Annotated in this window: 13 protein-coding genes; 9 read left to right on the top strand and 4 right to left on the bottom strand. The window is 46.0% G+C overall.

The window, feature by feature from the left end; all coding sequences use genetic code 11:
* Window positions 1–65 precede the first annotated feature (65 nt).
* The 5 genes from FN831_RS06195 to cobT all read left to right on the top strand — a co-directional run bounded on the left by FN831_RS06195 (window position 66) and on the right by cobT (window position 9,884).
* Window positions 66–245, top strand: a complete 180-nt coding sequence (locus FN831_RS06195) for a lipocalin family protein (RefSeq protein WP_246101378.1) — start codon at window positions 66–68, stop codon at window positions 243–245.
* A 326-nt stretch (window positions 246–571) separates the two neighbouring features.
* A complete protein-coding gene (locus FN831_RS06190) occupies window positions 572–1,879 on the top strand; it encodes a DUF5723 family protein (RefSeq protein ID WP_142527350.1) in 1,308 nt (435 codons plus the stop codon).
* Window positions 1,880–1,992: 113 nt separating this feature from the next.
* On the top strand, window positions 1,993–6,267 hold the full coding sequence (cobN, locus tag FN831_RS06185; protein ID WP_142527349.1) for a cobaltochelatase subunit CobN: 4,275 nt from the start codon (window positions 1,993–1,995) through the stop codon (window positions 6,265–6,267).
* Between the two features lie 3 nt (window positions 6,268–6,270).
* The gene (locus FN831_RS06180; protein WP_142527348.1) at window positions 6,271–8,184 is read left to right on the top strand and encodes a magnesium chelatase subunit D family protein; all 1,914 of its coding nucleotides are present in this window, start codon (window positions 6,271–6,273) and stop codon (window positions 8,182–8,184) included.
* Between the two features lie 29 nt (window positions 8,185–8,213).
* Window positions 8,214–9,884: a nicotinate-nucleotide--dimethylbenzimidazole phosphoribosyltransferase gene (gene cobT, locus FN831_RS06175; protein ID WP_142527347.1), complete on the top strand. Its 1,671-nt coding sequence runs from the start codon at window positions 8,214–8,216 to the stop codon at window positions 9,882–9,884.
* 9 nt (window positions 9,885–9,893) lie between these two features.
* On the opposite strand, the gene FN831_RS06170 is transcribed toward cobT, so the two are convergent.
* Both FN831_RS06170 and FN831_RS06165 read right to left on the bottom strand, forming a co-directional pair.
* On the bottom strand, window positions 9,894–11,198 hold the full coding sequence (locus FN831_RS06170; RefSeq protein ID WP_142527346.1) for a cobyrinate a,c-diamide synthase: 1,305 nt from the start codon (window positions 11,196–11,198) through the stop codon (window positions 9,894–9,896).
* Window positions 11,195–11,740, bottom strand: coding sequence for an NADPH-dependent FMN reductase (locus FN831_RS06165; protein ID WP_142527345.1), 546 nt, complete (start codon window positions 11,738–11,740; stop codon window positions 11,195–11,197). The genes FN831_RS06170 and FN831_RS06165 overlap by 4 nt, the downstream gene beginning before the upstream one ends.
* A 114-nt stretch (window positions 11,741–11,854) precedes the next feature.
* Between FN831_RS06165 and FN831_RS06160 the strand changes: the two genes are divergently transcribed.
* Genes FN831_RS06160 through FN831_RS06150 form a run of 3 tightly spaced genes read left to right on the top strand, consistent with a single transcriptional unit; the run spans window position 11,855 to window position 15,971 of the window.
* On the top strand, window positions 11,855–12,739 hold the full coding sequence (locus tag FN831_RS06160; RefSeq protein WP_142527344.1) for a bifunctional transcriptional activator/DNA repair enzyme AdaA: 885 nt from the start codon (window positions 11,855–11,857) through the stop codon (window positions 12,737–12,739).
* Window positions 12,726–13,325 (top strand): alpha-ketoglutarate-dependent dioxygenase AlkB family protein, encoded by a 600-nt coding sequence (locus FN831_RS06155; RefSeq protein ID WP_142527343.1) that lies wholly within the window; start codon window positions 12,726–12,728, stop codon window positions 13,323–13,325. The genes FN831_RS06160 and FN831_RS06155 overlap by 14 nt, the downstream gene beginning before the upstream one ends.
* Before the next feature lie 57 nt (window positions 13,326–13,382).
* Window positions 13,383–15,971 carry a hybrid sensor histidine kinase/response regulator gene (locus tag FN831_RS06150; protein WP_142527342.1) on the top strand — a complete coding sequence of 863 codons (2,589 nt, stop codon included), beginning with the start codon at window positions 13,383–13,385 and terminating at the stop codon, window positions 15,969–15,971.
* 15 nt (window positions 15,972–15,986) lie between these two features.
* Here FN831_RS06150 and FN831_RS06145 read toward each other — a convergent pair whose 3' ends face one another.
* Window positions 15,987–17,315 (bottom strand): sigma-54-dependent transcriptional regulator, encoded by a 1,329-nt coding sequence (locus FN831_RS06145; RefSeq protein ID WP_142527341.1) that lies wholly within the window; start codon window positions 17,313–17,315, stop codon window positions 15,987–15,989.
* 86 nt (window positions 17,316–17,401) lie between these two features.
* A complete protein-coding gene (locus FN831_RS06140) occupies window positions 17,402–17,716 on the bottom strand; it encodes a hypothetical protein (protein WP_142527340.1) in 315 nt (104 codons plus the stop codon).
* A 232-nt stretch (window positions 17,717–17,948) separates the two neighbouring features.
* Here FN831_RS06140 and FN831_RS06135 point away from each other — a divergent pair, with 232 nt between their 5' ends.
* A complete protein-coding gene (locus FN831_RS06135) occupies window positions 17,949–18,194 on the top strand; it encodes a hypothetical protein (protein ID WP_142527339.1) in 246 nt (81 codons plus the stop codon).
* Window positions 18,195–18,238 lie beyond the last annotated feature (44 nt).

The raw sequence follows: 18,238 nt of genomic DNA, 5'->3' as shown, positions 1-18,238 counted from the left end.
GCGGGTACCTTGTACTCTTTACATTCTATACCCAGTTTATCTGGCCTGTTAAGGTTGATTATTGGGTGATTGAACCTGCATCTGATTATTCTTATGTAGTGGTTGGCCATCCTGAGCATAAATTTTTGTTTATCATGAGCAGGACCCGGAAAATACCAAAAAAAACTTATGATGACATTGTAGAGCGGTGCAGGGCAAAAGGTTATGAAGTGATGAAGCTCAGTTCACAGTTCAATGGAGAATAGCATTTTTTTTGTAAAATATTTTTGTAAATTCTAAATAAAATTGTCCCCTGAGGGAATGGTAAATTTGTACAATGCGCGCTTCTTTCGATGAGCGATGAAGATCTCTTTTTTCTTTCTGTTTTGTGGGTTAAAATGATTAACTGATAAATATTTTACCACTTATGGCTATGGACGCTCATCAGATTTGTTTCTTGAAAATCTATACGATATTGCTTATTAGGTTGATTTAAGAAATAAATGATCTTCGTCACTCTATGTATTTTATCTGTGGACAATATTGTATCTCTTAATTTAAAATTATAATATTTGGAAAATATTATAATAATATGGCTAAGATATGCGTCTACATTGGCCTTCTTTTGATTTCAAGTCAACTCCAGGCTCAGCAGTTCGGGCTGTTCAACACGAACACATTATTTGATGCTTTTGAAAACCCTGCACAAAGGGCATTTACATCGGACGATTCCAGGCAGTATGCCTCTAATTTCTTGTTTCCCACAGGCGGTTTTAATACCAGCAACAGAGGGGATGCCAGTTATACCTTACAGCGGAAACTCAATGACGGGTTTATTGACACAAAGAATATCCCTGTTGGTATGAACAACCGCAATAAATTGTATGGTGGTTCCAATGTTTACCTGCTGACTTTCCGGATGAGCCCTTTTTATCAGAATAATAAAGAACTGGGATTTTCCTGGCAAATAAGGTCTGATGCATATGCCAATTATACCAATGAAACTCTGGTTGCGCTGAGGAACTACGGCAGGTTCAGTACTTCAAAGGATGATCTTTTCAATGGTGATGGATATGGCCAGTCGTACCATCAGTTTAGCGCAAATTACCGTGTGGATTATGGCGATGGCATAGCTGTTGGACTGAAAGTGGGGGTGCTCAGCGGGATTACGTACAACAATGCGGATGTTACACAGTCGGGTTTAACCGTGTCACCGGATCATTTATCAGTAAGGCTAACCGGTAAATATAAAGCGAGCTTTCTTCTTACTGAAGAGCTGGACCGGAATACGCTGTTGCCAGATTTTAAAAACCCCGGTTTATCAGTTAGCCTGGGGACTACCTACAGATCTGCCTCTGATGTCTTTATCATGGCCAATCTTAAAGATCTGGGCTTTATCCGATGGAACAAAAATTCAAGCTCTGTGGTGTTGAATAATGACCTGATCGTTTTAAATGCAGGGACTGCGGCCAATTCAAAAGAGCTGCAGCGCAAAGTTGTAGACCTGCTTAAGCTCAAAAATCAGCGCGGGGCTTTTTATACGGCAACGAATGCAAAAGTTGATTTCCTGATTTCAAAAACGTATAATTTTTACACTCCCGATCTCATTATTTCCAAGAACCTGTTCTATAATGGTGCAGATGTGGTCCTAGTAAATAATTTTAAGGTAGAGGAGTTTACCATCAGTGTAACCCCCGCTTTTAACATGAACCAGTTCCTTTTATTTGGTGTACAGGGTTTGTACCAGACTGCAAATTTTGAACTGTTTGCCGGTACTGACAACCTGTTGAAGTCTGCCGTTATTTTTAATGATGCTTCCTATTCGCCAAAAGGCGTAATTGGCGCTTCGCTTTATTTGGGAGTAGGTATCAAATTTGGTCATAATGCAGAACGCCGGTAATCTTTGTTACAGCTCAACGTAAATACGGCTCTGTGGTTAAATGATAAAAATTCTTGATACTTTTGACAGAGCGTAATCTCAATTGTACTTAGGTTTTAACATTTAAATAAGCAATGGGCGAAATTAAACGGCAGCGGGTTACAAGAGCGGATGGAAAGGCCATTAACCTGGTTCAGAGAAGAGGACACTTATCTTATTGCTATAACGCCTGCTGCTGCGGAAGAACGGACAGGGGCTTTAGTGCAGTGCCCGTAGATTTGTACAAAAGTGAATGGCTGCGCCGTAAATTGCGCAATGTGGTACACATGACCAAAGGCGGCTGTTTGGGGCCGTGTACACTTGCAAATGTGGTTACCCTACTCTTTGACGGCCACTCAATATGGTTCCATTCGGTGAACAGCGACTGGCAGGTAACAGCGATATTTGACTACATAGAAAGTATGGTGGAAGCTGATGGTTATCTGGTACCGCCGTCAGAACTTAGTGAAAATGTTTTTCAGTTTTATACCTGGAAAGGTGCTGAGGTTCCCTCTATCTCCGGTCCCGCAGACCAGGCAAAGGAAGGGATTGTATTTCTGTCTCATGCAGATACAGACCTGCTTAGCCTGCAGCGTTCCCTGCAGTTTCTTCCCGAAGATTTCCCGCAGACGCTGGGGATCAACCTGCTGGCGGTGAAGAGCGAAGCCCATATGGCACAGCTGCTGGACAGGGAAATTGCAGCTGCAAAAATCATTATCCTCAGAATACTTGGACGCCCGAGCAGCATTCCCGGCTTTAGTGAACTGGTCAGCCGGGTGAAAAAACAAGGGCAGCACCTGATCCTTGTAAGCGGTACCAGTGATTTTAACCCTGAATATGCTGCAGTATCTACTGTGCCGCCAGATGTATTACAGGAGACACTGAACTATCTTGACGCGGGAGGGCAGGTGAATATGCTTTCCTTGCTGCAATTCCTTTCTGACCGTCTGTTAATGACCGGATTTGGCTTTGATGCGCCTGTTATATTGCCACAGCATGGGATTTATCATCCTGATCTGCCTGAGGATGCAAGCTTTGAAGACTGGCAGCAGCGCAGCAATGCGGCCTGGGCAACAGTGGGGCTTACATTTTACCGCGCGCATTACATGAGCGGAAATACTTCTTTTATTGATGCCATGATCAGGTCACTGGAGGACAGAAGTCTCAACGTGCTACCGGTTTATACGGCATCATTAAAGGCCCTGGATAAAGAAACAGGATGGCCTGCTGCTTTTCAGTTTTTCAGCATCCAAAATAAAGTGATTATTGATGTCCTGATCAATACGGTTTCTTTTGCCATGCAGGATGGAAACGCGGTAATACAGGGCGAAAACATATTGAGTAAACTGGATGTCCCGATTTTGCAGGCGATTACCAGTGGTATGGGCCGCGGTTCCTGGGACGCATCCAGCAGGGGACTCAATCCCCTGGATACAGCAATGAATGTGGCTATTCCTGAATTTGACGGCAGGATCATTACAGTGCCGGTTTCATTTAAAGAGAAGGGAAAAGATGCCAATGGATATGAACCTGTTGATGACAGGATAGACCGGGTGACGGGTCTGGCCGTACGTTTTGCCCGCTTGAAACATCTGCCTAACCGGGCAAAAAAGGTGGCTTTTGTATTTACCAATTCAAGTACCAAGGCCTCACAGATCGGCAATGCCGTAGGGCTTGATGCACCTGAATCTTTGATAATGATGTTAAAAGCGATGCAGGCAGAAGGTTATCTGATCGATGGTCTTCCTGGTTCCGGAACTGAGCTGATACACGATCTGGTTAACAGGTGTTCTTATGATGAAACTTATCTTACGCCGCAGCAGTTGGAAAATGCGGTTGGTCAGGTGTCGTTTGCCCAATATGCAGCTTGGTTTAGTGAATTACCTTCAGCATTGCAGCAAAAAATAGAAAAACAATGGGGGCCAGCTCCCGGAAAATCATATATACACGGTGATCATATTGCCTTTGCCGGCCTTGAGTTTGGCAATGCTATGGTTGCCCTCCAGCCTCCGCGCGGTTATGGGATGGATCCCGATGCGATCTATCATCAGCCCGACCTGGCGCCCACGCATCACTACCATGCCTTTTACAAATGGCTGCGGAATGACTGGGGCGCTGATGCGATTGTCCATGTGGGCAAGCATGGTACGCTGGAGTGGCTGCCAGGGAAAAGTATTGGCCTCTCGGAGAACTGTTTTCCGGATGCTTTCCTGGCAGACCTGCCGCTTTTTTATCCTTTTATCATCAATGACCCCGGTGAGGGCTCACAGGCTAAACGGCGTGCACATGCCATTGTGGTTGATCACCTTACGCCGGCCATGACATCGGCCGACAGCTATGGCGAACTGGCCATGCTTACCCAGCTGGTAGATGAATACTATCAGGTGGAAACACTGGACCCCTCAAAGCTCCCCTTATTGCAGCACCAGATCTGGAACCTGATCAAACAGACAAATCTGGATAAGGATTTAGCCGTTATGCTGCAGCGCGACCATGGTGACCACAAACATGAATGGGATGATGAGATGACCCCTGAGGGTATTCCTGTCAGCATCACCGAAATGGACGGTAAGGATATTGCGCATTTAATAGAGGATATCGACGGATATTTGTGTGAGCTGGGCGCGGCCCAGATACGCAACGGGCTCCATACGCTTGGTCAGGCCCCGTCCGGAACGGCGTTAACCGATATGCTGGCTTCGCTTACGCGGCTTTCAAATATTGGTGTTCCCGGGCTGCCTCCTGAGATTGCTGCCCTGTTTGGCTTTGATCTCAATGACCTGCTGGACAGGAAGGGGCAGCGATTGCTTAGCGTGCCCGAAAACTTTGTGCTGCTGGCCGGACGACCGGTGGTAACTGCTGCGGATGCGCTGGAAGTTATTGAAGAATTGGGCAAGCACCTGCTGCAGCTATTGTATAAATATCACTTCAACGGTGATGCTGTGCTGAAGGTTTTTCAGGAAACCTTTGGTAAAACAACGGAAGAATGTACTGGCATACTGAATGTGCTGACCTATGTCTGTGCGCATTTAATGCCTGATCTGTCGCAAACTTACGACGAGATCAGCAATCTGCTGCATGGCTTGTCTGGTGGGTACATCCCGGCAGGACCAAGTGGTGCACCTACACGGGGTATGGCACATATTTTACCCACAGGGCGCAATTTTTATAGTGTAGATCCGCGTGCACTGCCATCGCAGGCAGCCTGGCAGGTAGGGCAGCAGCTGGCAAATGAGGTACTGGAACGTCACTTAAAAGAAAAAGGGTTTTATCCCGAAAGTGTTGCGATCAGTATCTGGGGTACCAGTGCAATGCGCACGCAGGGCGATGATGTGGCAGAAATTTTAGCTTTAATGGGCGTAAAACCCATATGGCAGCCTGAAAGCAGGAGGGTAGTTGGATTGGAACTGATCCCGGCGGAAGAACTTAAACGTCCGCGGATTGATGTAACCACGCGTATCAGCGGTTTCTTCAGGGATGCCTTTCCTCACCTGGTTGACCTGATTGATGATGCCGTACAGATGGTGATCGCTGCAGAAGCGGAGCCTGAAGAAAGTAATTTTGTACGAAAACACTATATAAAAGATCTGGCAGCGCTTGAGGCAGAGGATCTCTCCCTGGAACAGGCAGAAGAAAAAGCTGCCTACCGGATCTTTGGTTCGCCTCCGGGCAGCTACGGCGCAGGGATCCTGGAACTGGTACAGGAACGGAACTGGCACTCTGATGCTGATTTCGCTGCCACCTACATCAACTGGGGCGGGTATGCCTATGGCAAAAACGTAAATGGTGTTGATGCCAGAGAAGAATTTAAAAAGAGACTGGCAACTGTAGAAGTTGCCCTGCATAACCAGGATAACAGGGAACATGATATTTTTGACAGTGATGATTACCTGCAGTTCCATGGGGGGATGATCGCTTCGATCCGGAGCCTCACCGGCAAGCAGCCCAAAAGTTATTTTGGGGATACGCAGAATCCGGACAGGGCCACGGTAAGGGACCTGAAAGAAGAGGTATTGCGTGTTTTCCGCTCAAGGGTAGTCAATCCCAAATGGCTGGAAAGTATTCAAAAACATGGATACAAGGGTGGTCTGGAGTTGACAACAACTGTGGATTACATATTTGGGTACGATGCAACTGCTCAGGTGGTGGACGACTGGATGTACCAGCAGCTGGCTGAAACCTATGCCCTGGATAAGGGAATACAGGAGTTTTTTGCTAAAAATAATCCCTGGGCTTTACATTCGATTACTGAAAGATTGCTGGAAGCCGTGCAGCGCGGGATGTGGGAGGCTCCGGCGGAAACACTTGAAGCGCTAAAGGAGCTATACCTGCAGAGCGAAACATTATTGGAAGAACGAAACGAGATTTAAGATATGATTTATCCATTTACAGCGATTGTAGGGCAGGAAAAACTTAAAAAAGCATTGCTGTTATGCGCAATTAACCCGAGGATTGGCGGTCTGCTGATACAGGGGGATAAGGGCACGGCAAAGAGTACTGCTGCCCGTGCCCTTGCAGAGGTAGTACCTAAGATTACAAAAACAGAAAACTGCCGTTTCAATTGTGCTGCGGAGTACCCGCTGGATATCTGTGAAGTTTGCCGCCAGGCAGAAAGGACCTTACATCAGGTACAGGTTCCGTTTATCAATTTACCAATTGGTGCCACGGAAGAAAGGGTGATTGGCAGTCTGGACCTGGAAGGCATCCTGGCAGAGAAGAAAAAGAAGTTTCAGCCAGGCCTGCTGGCAGCAGTTCATCAGGGAATCCTTTATATTGATGAGGTGAATTTACTGCCGGACCATCTGGTGGATGTATTGCTGGATGTTGCCGCGATGGGCGAAAACATTATCGAGAGGGAAGGCCTTTCACTGAGCCACCCTTCGCGTTTTACATTAATTGGGACGATGAACCCTGAAGAAGGACAGTTGCGCCCGCAGTTTCTGGACAGGTTTGGCCTGATGGTAATGGTTGAGGCACCCACTGATGTACAGGAGCGGACTGAGGTAGTCCGTCGCAGGATTGCTTATGAAAATGATGCAGTATCTTTTGCAGAACAATGGGAGCTGAGCCAGGATGCTTTACTGCACAGGCTTCTGCAGGCAAAACAATTGCTTCCCGCAGTGCATCTCCAGGATGAACTCCTGACGCTGATCAGTGAATACACTACTGAGCTGGGCGTGAAAAGCCTCCGGGCGGATATTGTGATGTACAAAACTGCCATTACCCTGGCTGCACTGGATCAGCGGACTGAAGTTACTGCCGAAGATGTGAAGGAAGCTGCGGAACTGGCTTTGGCACATCGCAGCAGGAAAAGCCATACACAGCCGGCACCATCCCCGCAGAAGCAGTCGCGTAACGACCAGCCAAACCCGGATAATGCCGACCAGCAGCAACCGGCCAATGAAAGCTCAGCAGAAAAACAAAATAGCCAGCAATTGCAGGCAAATGGCAGGGACGGCGAAGAGAGTGGAAAGCCAAAGGATGATGAACAAGTCTTTGGCGCCGGTACGCCGATTATTCTGCCTCCTGTACCGGGACTGAACGACAGGTCTGAACTACCAGGTAAACGCAGTGTGGCGCCCGATACAAAAAGAGGCGCTTATATCCGTGCAATTCCTGTTCAAAACGGATCAGAAGTTGCAATCGACGCAACGGTAATCCATGCCTTACACCGAAATCCTGCTGATCTGGATATTACCATGACCGATTTTCAGCAGAAGCAGCGCAAGGGCAAAATGAGTAACCTGATCCTTTTTGTAGTAGATGCTTCGGGATCAATGGCGGCGGGCAAAAGAATGGAAGCTGTAAAGGGAACAGTGCTGAATCTGCTGAGGGATGCTTACCAGAAGAGAGATACTGTTGGGGTGATCGCTTTTCGTGGTATAGCAGCAGAAGTATTGCTTCATCCAACCCAAAGTATCGCGCTTGCAGAAGAGGCAATGAAAAGCCTCCCTACCGGCGGCCGTACACCATTGCCCCATGCCCTGGAAATGGCAATGAACCTGTTGGATCAGTTCAGTAAGTCTTATCATCCTATCCTGATCATCCTCACAGACGGGAAGGCAAATGTAGCCCTGGAGGCCGAAGGAGATCCATGGAGTCAAAGTATTGAAGTGGCTGCCCGGCTAAGGAATGCCAATATTCAGTCGCTGATCTTAAATACAGAATCAAATTTTTTTAACCTCCATAAGGCCGAAGAACTGGCGCAGGCTATGGGTGCACAATATGTATCACTCAATGAGATCTCGCATGAAAGCCTTACACCGGTGGTAAACCAGTTGCTGTAACACAGGCTTGTCCTGTTAGAAAATATCGTATGTTAGAAGACCTGTTAAAATTAAGACGTGATACCCGGCATTTTACAAATGAGCCTGTGCCTGACAGTGTTTTGCAGAAAGCGCTCATGGCCGGTCATATGGCTCCTTCAGTGGGCTTAACTGATGCTACACGGTACTACATCATCCGGTCTGGCGAGGTCAAACTGGCCGTAAAACATCTTTTTGATAACTACAGTCGCAAGGCTGAACAGCTGATCGAAACAGATGATCAGAAATCTGCCTATCGGGCCCTGAAACTTGAAGGTATTACCGATGCGCCGATAGGCTTGGTGGTTTGTTATGACCGCTCTGTATTAAATGAATTTACCATCGGCACTATTGCCACTAACGATACGATCAGGTCAAGCGCGGTCTGCGCAATACAAAATATCTGGCTTTCTTTAACAGAACAAGGCTATTCCATGGGCTGGGTCTCCATCTTAAATTATCATCAGTTTAAGAAGATCCTGAACTTACCTGATGAGATTGAGCCGTTGGGTTATTTCTGTGTGGGCAAACCTGCAACAGATTATGAAAAGCAGCCGATGTTGCAGCAGCTGGGCTGGAAAAATAAATCTGAACTGCCCGCAGTGGCTGAAATCGATTCATTATCCGGCGCTGCATCTGTTGAAAGCAGCACTATTGTGCCAGCGGATCATCAAAACGTATCGGCGCAACTGAGCGCCGCTATTGATGGCAAAACAAAGCCGCTGGGATCATTGGGCATGCTTGAAGACCTTGCTTTGCAAATCGGTACTGTCCTTGGAACTTTGAGTCCGCAGATTACCGATCCCCAGCTCGTTGTTTTTGCCGCTGACCATGGGATTGCCCATCATGGTGTAAGTGCCTATCCGCAGGAAGTGACACGGCAGATGGTGAACAACTTTCTGGATGGCGGAGCGGCAATCAATGTTTTTTGCCGTCAGCATCAGATCGCTCTAAAGGTGGTAGATGCCGGTGTGAATTATGATTTTGCTCCAAATGCAGACCTGATTGTTCATAAGATAGCTAAGGGTACACAGTCGTTTTTATATGCTGCGGCAATGTCTGCCGCTGAACTGGAACTTTGTTTACAAAAGGGGGCAGAGGTGGTTGCAGAGGTTCAGAAAGGAGGGAGCAATACGATTGGGTTTGGAGAAATGGGGATTGGCAATACTTCCAGTGCTTCTGTGCTGATGCACTTACTGTGCGGGCTTCCTCTGCAGGATTGTGTAGGGAAAGGTACCGGTGTGAACGCGGCACAATTGCAGAAAAAACAGGAAATCTTACAACTGGCTATCAGCCGTTACCAGGGCAGCCATGAAGTTAAACACCTGATGGCACATTTTGGTGGGTTTGAGATGATGCAGATTGCCGGCGCTATGCTTGAAGCTAAAAAGAGGAATCTGCTGATCCTTGTTGATGGATTTATTTGCACCGTTGCTTACCTCTGTGCTTTTAAGCTGGACCCTGAATTGCAAAGGAACGCTATTTTTTGTCATCAGAGCGACGAACAGGGGCACCGGCTGTTACTTGAACAGCTCAATGCCAAAGCATTATTGAAACTGGATTTGCGCCTGGGTGAAGGAACCGGTTGTGCTTTAGCCTTTCCATTGCTGAAAAGTGCGGTAGATTTTCTGAATGATATGGCCAGTTTTGAAAGTGCCGAGGTGAGCACCGGAGCAGTTTAAACTGACAGGCTAGCCAAACAGAAGTTTTTCTATAGCTGCTGCCCGGTTTCCAAAATAAAAATGGAGATAACTGGCAAGGACCTGATCCGTTTTAAACACGGGGGTCTGCAGGGCTTCGTCTCTCGCATTCCAGACCTGAATGTCTTGCTCCTGCGGAGGTATTTCGGTAAAATGGGAATAGTGAAATTCATGTCCGCGGAGCTCTGTCCCGCCGATAAGCATCCGCTTGTAACCCAGCGATAGTTTTTTCTGCTGCATGCTTGTGGATACATCTAAAATTCCGGTCATTGGAAATTGCCTTCCCTCTTCATCAGCAATATATTGGCCCAGGTACATCATGCCGCCACATTCTGCGAGAAACTTTCCGCCATGCTCATAATAACTGACCAGCTGCTGCTTCAGCGCGGTATTTGCTGACAGGGTGCCAAGATGCAATTCGGGATAACCACCCGGAAGATAAATGAGGTCTGCTGCGGGGAGTACCGTGTCTTTTAAGGGACTGAAGTAGCTTACCTGCCCTAAGCCGGCTAATATGCGGATGTTTTCGGCATAGAGGAAGTTAAAGGCCTCATCCCGTGCAATCAGAATTTTTCTCTGGCCTTTAGCGATCAGCGGAAGGGGGAAACTGGAAGGAAAAAACGGGGCGGCAGTAATGCGCATCAGTTCGTCCAGATCGATATGTTTCTGGATGTGTTCGGCCGCCTGTTCAATAATAACTTCATGATCGATTTCTGAGCCTGTTTTTAAACCCAGATGTCTGGAAGGAATCTGCATCCCCTCATTTTTGGGCAAAAATCCAAGGGCTCTTATCCCTACGTCTTCTGCTGCGGCTTTAAGCAGCTGGTAGTGCGACTCGCGTTCCACAAAATTAAAGATCACACCTGCGATATGTATATCCTTTCGCAGGAGCTTAAATCCCAGCAGGAGTGCAGCCACAGAATAGGCCATTGCTTTGGCATTAACGATGAGCACAACAGGAATGTTCAGGAAGCCCGCAAGATCGGCACTGCTGCCTTCCATCTTCACTGAACCGTCAAAAAGCCCCATTACACCTTCTGTAATCAGTACATCGGCATCATTTCCATAAGCATTATAAACGCTGCTGATATGTGCATCGTCCATCATAAAACGATCCAGGTTAATCCCTGTTTTTCCCGAAGCTATGGTATGAAGTTTTGGATCCAGGTAATCCGGCCCGCATTTAAAAGACTGTATGGCCAATCTGCGGTTGTGTAATGCCCGGATGATGCCCAGTGTAACGGTGGTTTTACCGGCACCGCTGTGCGGAGCTGCAATTAAGAACTGAGGTTTCATTTGCCTGCAGGAAGAGCCCCCGCCAGTTTAAGGAAATGATCTAAAAATACATCCATACGGTGTGCATATTTCTCATCGTTGATTTTCCCTTCCTTAAATAAATTCTGTACTTCCGGAGTAATCAGGTATTCAGGAGAAAGTAAGCCATTCACTTTGATCACGTAATGCTGCAGGTTTTTGACAGCGTTGATGCCGCCTAAAACGCCATTGGATACAGCTACAATTCCGAATACCTTGTGTACATAGGGCTTGTAAAAGTAGTCCATCGCGTTTTTTAATGCACCGGGATAACTGCCGTTATGTTCGGGCGAAACAATAATAAAAGCATCCGTCTGATCAAGATTTGCTTTTACCGTCTTTAATGAGTCGCCGGGATTGGGATGTTCTTCAAAGGTATAATCCAGCAGCGGGAAAGCAGCTGTTTTAATATCCCAAAGCCAGTTGGACAAGCCCAGTTTGCTCAACCGCTCCTGTACTTCAAGTGCTACCTGGTGCGATTGTCTTTCAGGTCTTGCACTTCCGGAAATGATAGCTATATTCATATCAGCCAAATATAACGGGATCTGGCTAAGGAATGAAATAATTCATTAAACAGCAAGTTTCGGGTAGGTACCCATATTTTTCCGCTGTATTTTTGCTGCTGAAACAATGATGATATGAAAACTCAGGAAGAAACAAATTTCGGGCGCATTGCCACAGCAATTCATTATATCAATACGAATTTCAGAACGCAGCCAGGACTGGATGAGATCGCGGAACAGGTAAATATGAGCCCTTTTCACTTTCAGCGGCTGTTTACAGAATGGGCAGGCGTAAGCCCTAAGAAATTTCTGCAGTACCTTACGCTTGCCTATGCAAAAAGAATGCTGAAAGATAGCCAGGCTACGCTGTTTGAGACTGCTTTCGAAAGCGGTCTTTCCGGAACAGGAAGGTTGCATGACCTTTTTGTCAACATCGAAGGAATGACTCCCGGCGAATATAAAAACGGAGGAGAACAGCTGCGCATTAATTATAGTTTTGCTGATACCGTTTTCGGGATAACTTTAGTGGCCTCAACTATTAAGGGTGTATGTTATATCGCTTTCACTGATGATCCGGAGGCAGAACTTACCTTACTAAAAGCAAGATTTCCAAATGCACAGTACCTGCAGCAGACAGATGTATTTCAGCAGGATGTGCTGCATATTTTTACACAAAACTGGTCGCAGCCCAATCGGGTTAAGCTGCATTTGAAAGGAACGGATTTTCAGTTAAAAGTATGGGAAACGCTGCTGAAGATTCCTGTGGGCAGGCTCAGCACCTACGGCTCGATAGCCAAATCCATTGGCCTGCCTTCGGCATCCAGAGCCGTTGGAACGGCTGTAGGAGCAAACCCGGTCGCTTTTCTTATCCCTTGCCACCGGGTGATCCAGTCAACCGGTGTATTTGGCCAGTACCGCTGGGGCAGTATCCGCAAACAGGCGATGATAGGCTGGGAAGCAGCGCAGGCAGAGAACAATTTCATATTACCCAATACTCAGCTACAGGATGGACTTATTTAATACCACGGAAGCCACTAATCTATTGCCATATGATGGCGAGAGTTATTACTACGGACATATATTGTCAGCTGCCGAAGCGCAGTATTACCTGGAAAAACTGCTCGATAACATTGCCTGGAAGAATGACGAGGCCGTGATCTTTGGCAAGCATATCATTACCAAAAGGAAAGCGGCCTGGTATGGTGACACTGCTTTTTCCTATACGTATTCCAATATTACCAAACAGGCACTGGAATGGACACCTGAACTGCTGGCCCTTAAAAAACTGACAGAAAAGATCACGGGCACAAAATTCAATTCCTGTCTGCTCAACCTGTATCATGATGGCAATGAAGGGATGGCCTGGCACAGTGATGATGAAAAATCGCTGGGAAAAAACACCAGTATTGCCTCACTGAGTTTTGGTGCTGAGCGAAAGTTTGCCTTTAGACACAGGGAAACCAAACACACCCTTTCGCTGATCCTGGAAAGTGGGAGTTTGCTGGTCATGAAAGGCGCCACGCAGAGCAACTGGCTGCATCAGCTGCCAAAAACCACCAAAGTTACCCGGCCCAGGATTAACCTGACCTTCAGGACAATGATTTAAGCCACACAAAATTGCTCTGATCATTGTTATCTTTACAGTTCATACCCGATACTGCAGATGATAGATGTTTCCGAAAAGAGTTTTTTAGGTGCGGCCAAAGGCAAGATTATCACAGGTTTTGTACTCGCTTTCTTTGCCCTTTTTCTGGCCTGGGCAGTAAGTAAGATCGCATTCAATGAAATGCTGGATACAGTGGATACGATTTCTACGCCTAATGCGAAATTACGTTTGGTAAACCAGGTTTCAAGAAAAGTGGCGAGCCTGGACCAGCAGCAAAGAACCACTGCTTTTAACTCTCCGGGGAAGTACAGCGGCTTTTTAAAGGATTCAAGGCAGCTCAGGATATTGCTCGATTCACTTGGTGGCATGTACCTGAACGACCCGGTGCAGCTGAACAGGATCAAGTCCATTGAAAAACTATTGGTTGCCAGGGACAAGCAGTTTGTAAACTACCTGAAAGTCCGCGAAGGACTGGTCAACAATAAGTCTTTTACAGATGAAGTGCAAAAGCTGAATGAAATGGTAAACAGGCCGCCCCAGCAGCAGGACAGTACAATTGTTACAACCGAGAAAAAAACGTCTACCGTTACCATACTCCCAGTTGATGAATCCAAACGCAAGGGTTTTCTCAGCAGGATTTTCAGTAAAAAGAACGATTCCCCGGAGCAAAACAAATCCTATCAGGTTACTAATGAAGAGAAGATCAAAAGAGATACCATTGCCTTATCAGGCGAAACAATCATTGCGAAGGGGCTTGAAAAATCGCTCCGCAGCATTGCCAGCGAACAACGGTTACGGAGCGCCAGGTTCCTGGACAGGGAAGCTGTACTTGCCAATGCTAATAATGCACTGACAAGGCAAATGCTTGATATCCTGAGAAAAGTAGAAAGTGAAGTGGTGGCCCAGATCGAACAAAATGGTATCCAGGCCAAAGCCGTGGTCAACACTGGTATTACCCGGATCAGTTGGATCATGATTGGCTTTTTCCTGCTCACGATTATCCTGTTATACCTGATTCTGACGGATATTACCAGGAGCAATCTATACAGAAAGGAACTTGAAGCTGCACGTGATGAAGCAGAATATCATGGCATGGCAAAACAAAGGTTCCTGTCCAATATGAGCCATGAAATCAGGACCCCGCTGCAGTCGATCATCGGTTACGCGGAGATCATCAGGAACCAGGAGCACCCCCAGCACAAAGATATTGAAGCCATCTTTCATTCTTCTGAACACCTGCTTCAGATTGTAAATGAAATACTGGACTACAACCGTATTATTTCAGGAAAATTCACTTTTCAGCGAAAACCTTTTAATATCAAAGATTTGCTGGAAGAAGTAGTTTCGGTAATGAAACCGCAGGCAGAACAAAAACAGCTGAGTATGCGTACCGCTATTGAGCTGCATGGCATAGAATTTATCGAAGGTGATGCTTTCCGGTTAAAACAGATCCTGTATAACCTGCTCAGCAATGCGGTAAAATTTACCCAGAAAGGCGAGGTTGTTTTAACTGTTTATTACAAGCGCCAGCTTGGCAATCTGCATTTTACATTCATGGTGAAAGATACCGGAATAGGGTTTACCGAAGAAGAGAGCCACAGGATCTTCAATGAATTTGAACAGATTGACTCCGCCGACAAAGAGGTGATCAATAAGGCGGGGGCAGGTTTGGGACTAACCATCATTAAATCACTTGTTGAAAATCAGGACGGCCGGATCTATGTAAAAAGCAAGGCAGGAGCGGGCAGCACATTTACTGTTTATCTTACATTTAAGGTAGCCGATGCCCTGCAGGTAGAGAAGGTACTTCCGGTACCGGCAAAAAAATTGAGCACTACGGATAAAGTATGGGTGGTAGACGATGATCAGCTGATCCTCGATCTTTGCGAGATTATCTTTAGCAAGAAACAAATTCCTCATCTCTGTTTTAATTCGCCGGCAGCGGTACTGGCTGCAGAATGGGACCCCTCAGTAAAATACATGCTGATGGATATGCGGATGCCCGAAATCTCGGGCACAGAGCTGTGCCATTTGATGAGGGAGAGAATACCAGCAGATATGAAGATTTATGCGATGACGGCGCAGGTGTTGCCTGAAGAACTGGAAGCTGTGCTTGGACAGGGATTTGATGGCCTGATCATGAAGCCTTTCAGGGAAAATGATCTTCTTGCTGTTTTCAGTATAGATGACATCGCAGCGGGAGAACTGGATACGCCTGTGGAAAAACCTGTTGACCCGGGTATTGAACTAGACACTTCGATAGTGGAAGAACTGGATACGCCTGTGGAAAAACCTCTTGACCCGGGTATTGAGCTGGATACTTCGATAGTGGAAAAAATGACCTTTGGTGATGAGGAGCTCCTGTTGAATATACTGAACCGGTTTAAGGAAGATTGTGAGCATGATGCGGAGGAACTGGAGCAGGGCATCCTGCTGAATGATCTCCCAATGGCAAGACTGATTGTTCACCGCATTGCAGGCAGAACAGCACAGATGGGCTCAGCCAAATTAGCCGCGGAATTCAGGCTGATGGAAATTGAACTTGCCGCATCAGAAGTAATTACAGACAGCCATCGTGAAAAACTAAAAAGCTGCATCAGCAGACTTGGCCAGCTCATGCAGCTGGTTAATCTGAAAATCGGATGAAAATAGAAATTGATTTTATTCGATTTCGTAGCGTTCCATTTTCGAATACAATGTTTTTCTGTCAATATTCAGCAATTTAGCTGCCTTGGATTTATTATATTTTACTTTGATCAGGGTTTCTATGATCAGTGTTTTCTCATTGCTTTCATTGATCGCTTTCAGATCTGATCCGGTTGGTTTCGGTGCCTGTTTAATGGCAAGGATCATTTCATCGGGAAGGGATTCTAAACCAGCCGTATCTGCAGGAGTTAACAATACCATCCTTTTGATCACATTTTTCAGTTCGCGCAGGTTACCTGGCCAATCGTAATTTAGAAGCAGGTCTTTTACCGGCGCAGAAAGATGCTGAACATTCCTGTCCAGTTCTTCATTCGAAAGCCTGATAAAATGATCAATAAAAAGTTCCAGGTCCTTACCACGGTCGCGCAGTGCCGGAAGCAGGATTTTGAATTCGTTTAACCGGTGATAAAGATCTTCGCGGAATTCTCCGTTTTGAATGCTGTTCAGCAGGTCGTCATTTGTGGCTGTGATGATACGGACATTCACAGCAATTTTCTTTGTGCTGCCTACAGGCTGGATTACCCGTTCCTGCAAGGCTCTCAATAACTTTACCTGCACCTCGTAGCTCAGGTTACCTACCTCATCCAGGAATAACGTGCCCCCCTCGGCGGCTTCAAACTGTCCTTTTTTGTCGTTTACGGCACCTGTAAATGCTCCCTTTACGTGTCCAAAAAGTTCACTTGCGGCCAGGTCCCGTGACAGTGCGCCGCAATCGATTGCCACAAAAGGCTTTGCGCTGCGTTTGCTCTGGGCATGAAGGGTACGGGCGGCATATTCCTTGCCGGTCCCACTTTCACCCTGGATAATAACGGACATATCTGTAGGGGCTACAAGATCTATATGTGCATATAACTTATCTGCCGTTGTACTTTTACCTTTAATAAAGTCGGCATGCTCAACAGTAGCTTTTTTTCCGCTCTCCGTTTTTTTCTCCAGTGCGCCTCCGATGATCATTAACAATTCATCCGGATTAACGGGTTTGGTGATATAATCAATTGCGCCAAGCTGAATTGATTTAACGGCAGTACGCACATCATTGAAACTGGTCATGATAACCACGGGATAATTGAATCCTTTTTCCCTTATATGTGACAGGACTTCCAGGCCGGTACCATCGGGCAGCCGGTAGTCTACCAGTAAGAGATCAAAGGTGTCCTGTGCTAATATTTTAAAAGAATTTTTGACGTCATGAACGATAAATGGCTGATGGCCATGCTTTTTAAGAAAGCCCTCTAACAGCTGTGAGAAAGTTAGATCATCTTCAATAATAAGTATTTTCGCCATAGGTATCTGCTTTGATATAATGGCAAAAATACGAAAGCCGGAGGATTTCCGGCTTTAATATCGTCATATTTTGTGTTTAGTTGTATTTATTGGATGATGGCACCCTCTTTACTTAACTGTAAATAGGCAATGTCGTTTCCTTTTTTAACATCTACCTGGTAAAAGGTAGACTGGTCCGCTTTGGTGATCAGGAATGCAGTTGTTGGCGTCCATTCTTTATAGGCATTGGCCTTCAAAGTGGTTTTTACTGCCTCAGGCAATTCTTCCAGTTTAACAGGAACTTTATTCGCAGTACTATCTGATGCCAGGCTGATCGTTAAGGGTGTTCTGATTTCATTTGCTTTAACTGTTGATACGCCTGCGAATGCTACTATAGCGGCTGATAAAATGAAATTTTTCATGTTGTGCTGTATTTTTTAATAATTATTGTTTCAATTCCATTTGAATAGGATTGAAAACAATGCCACTGTTTGATTTTTTTTTTACTGGTCTTTAAATCAATGATTTGTACTTTATATGGCTGGTTCAATATGTCCAGTTTCTCCACAATATGCCCCGGGCAGTAGCAATCTGTCAGAAACAAAATGAACGAGCAAGCGTTATATAGCTATCTATTCATATACAAACGAAACTATGACTTATAAAGAACTCCTGTATGACCTGGCAGACAGGACTGCAGAAACTTACAGCTCTTATTTAGAATCCAAAGTGTCTTCGCTGGTTGACCCTCAGGGTTTGCCTGAAAGAACGGAACAGCACAGGGCTGAATATGAAAGGCTTGAAAAAAAGCTGATCGCTTTACTGGCAACCGTTAAAAATGAAGATTCTGCGGATGCTGAAGCTCCCGATGATTTCTATGAAGATTTCATCAAAGAATAATTTTACAGATCAGGTTAAGGTATACTATTCCGGGGATTAAATTC

This window comes from Pedobacter westerhofensis (assembly GCF_900182595.1).
GTDB lineage: Bacteria > Bacteroidota > Bacteroidia > Sphingobacteriales > Sphingobacteriaceae > Pedobacter > Pedobacter westerhofensis.
This window is presented reverse-complemented; position numbering and strand designations above follow the sequence as displayed.

What these genes read in the sequence shown, in the direction of transcription:
- FN831_RS06180 (WP_142527348.1), top strand. Translation starts at nt 6,271, where the DNA reads ATGATTTATCCATTTACAGCGATTGTAGGGCAGGAAAAACTTAAAAAA.
- FN831_RS06140 (WP_142527340.1), bottom strand. Translation starts at nt 17,716, where the DNA reads ATGAAAAATTTCATTTTATCAGCCGCTATAGTAGCATTCGCAGGCGTA.
- cobT (WP_142527347.1), top strand. Translation starts at nt 8,214, where the DNA reads ATGTTAGAAGACCTGTTAAAATTAAGACGTGATACCCGGCATTTTACA.
- FN831_RS06150 (WP_142527342.1), top strand. Translation starts at nt 13,383, where the DNA reads ATGATAGATGTTTCCGAAAAGAGTTTTTTAGGTGCGGCCAAAGGCAAG.
- FN831_RS06135 (WP_142527339.1), top strand. Translation starts at nt 17,949, where the DNA reads ATGACTTATAAAGAACTCCTGTATGACCTGGCAGACAGGACTGCAGAA.
- FN831_RS06145 (WP_142527341.1), bottom strand. Translation starts at nt 17,315, where the DNA reads ATGGCGAAAATACTTATTATTGAAGATGATCTAACTTTCTCACAGCTG.
- FN831_RS06155 (WP_142527343.1), top strand. Translation starts at nt 12,726, where the DNA reads ATGGACTTATTTAATACCACGGAAGCCACTAATCTATTGCCATATGAT.
- cobN (WP_142527349.1), top strand. Translation starts at nt 1,993, where the DNA reads ATGGGCGAAATTAAACGGCAGCGGGTTACAAGAGCGGATGGAAAGGCC.
- FN831_RS06160 (WP_142527344.1), top strand. Translation starts at nt 11,855, where the DNA reads ATGAAAACTCAGGAAGAAACAAATTTCGGGCGCATTGCCACAGCAATT.
- FN831_RS06190 (WP_142527350.1), top strand. Translation starts at nt 572, where the DNA reads ATGGCTAAGATATGCGTCTACATTGGCCTTCTTTTGATTTCAAGTCAA.
- FN831_RS06170 (WP_142527346.1), bottom strand. Translation starts at nt 11,198, where the DNA reads ATGAAACCTCAGTTCTTAATTGCAGCTCCGCACAGCGGTGCCGGTAAA.
- FN831_RS06165 (WP_142527345.1), bottom strand. Translation starts at nt 11,740, where the DNA reads ATGAATATAGCTATCATTTCCGGAAGTGCAAGACCTGAAAGACAATCG.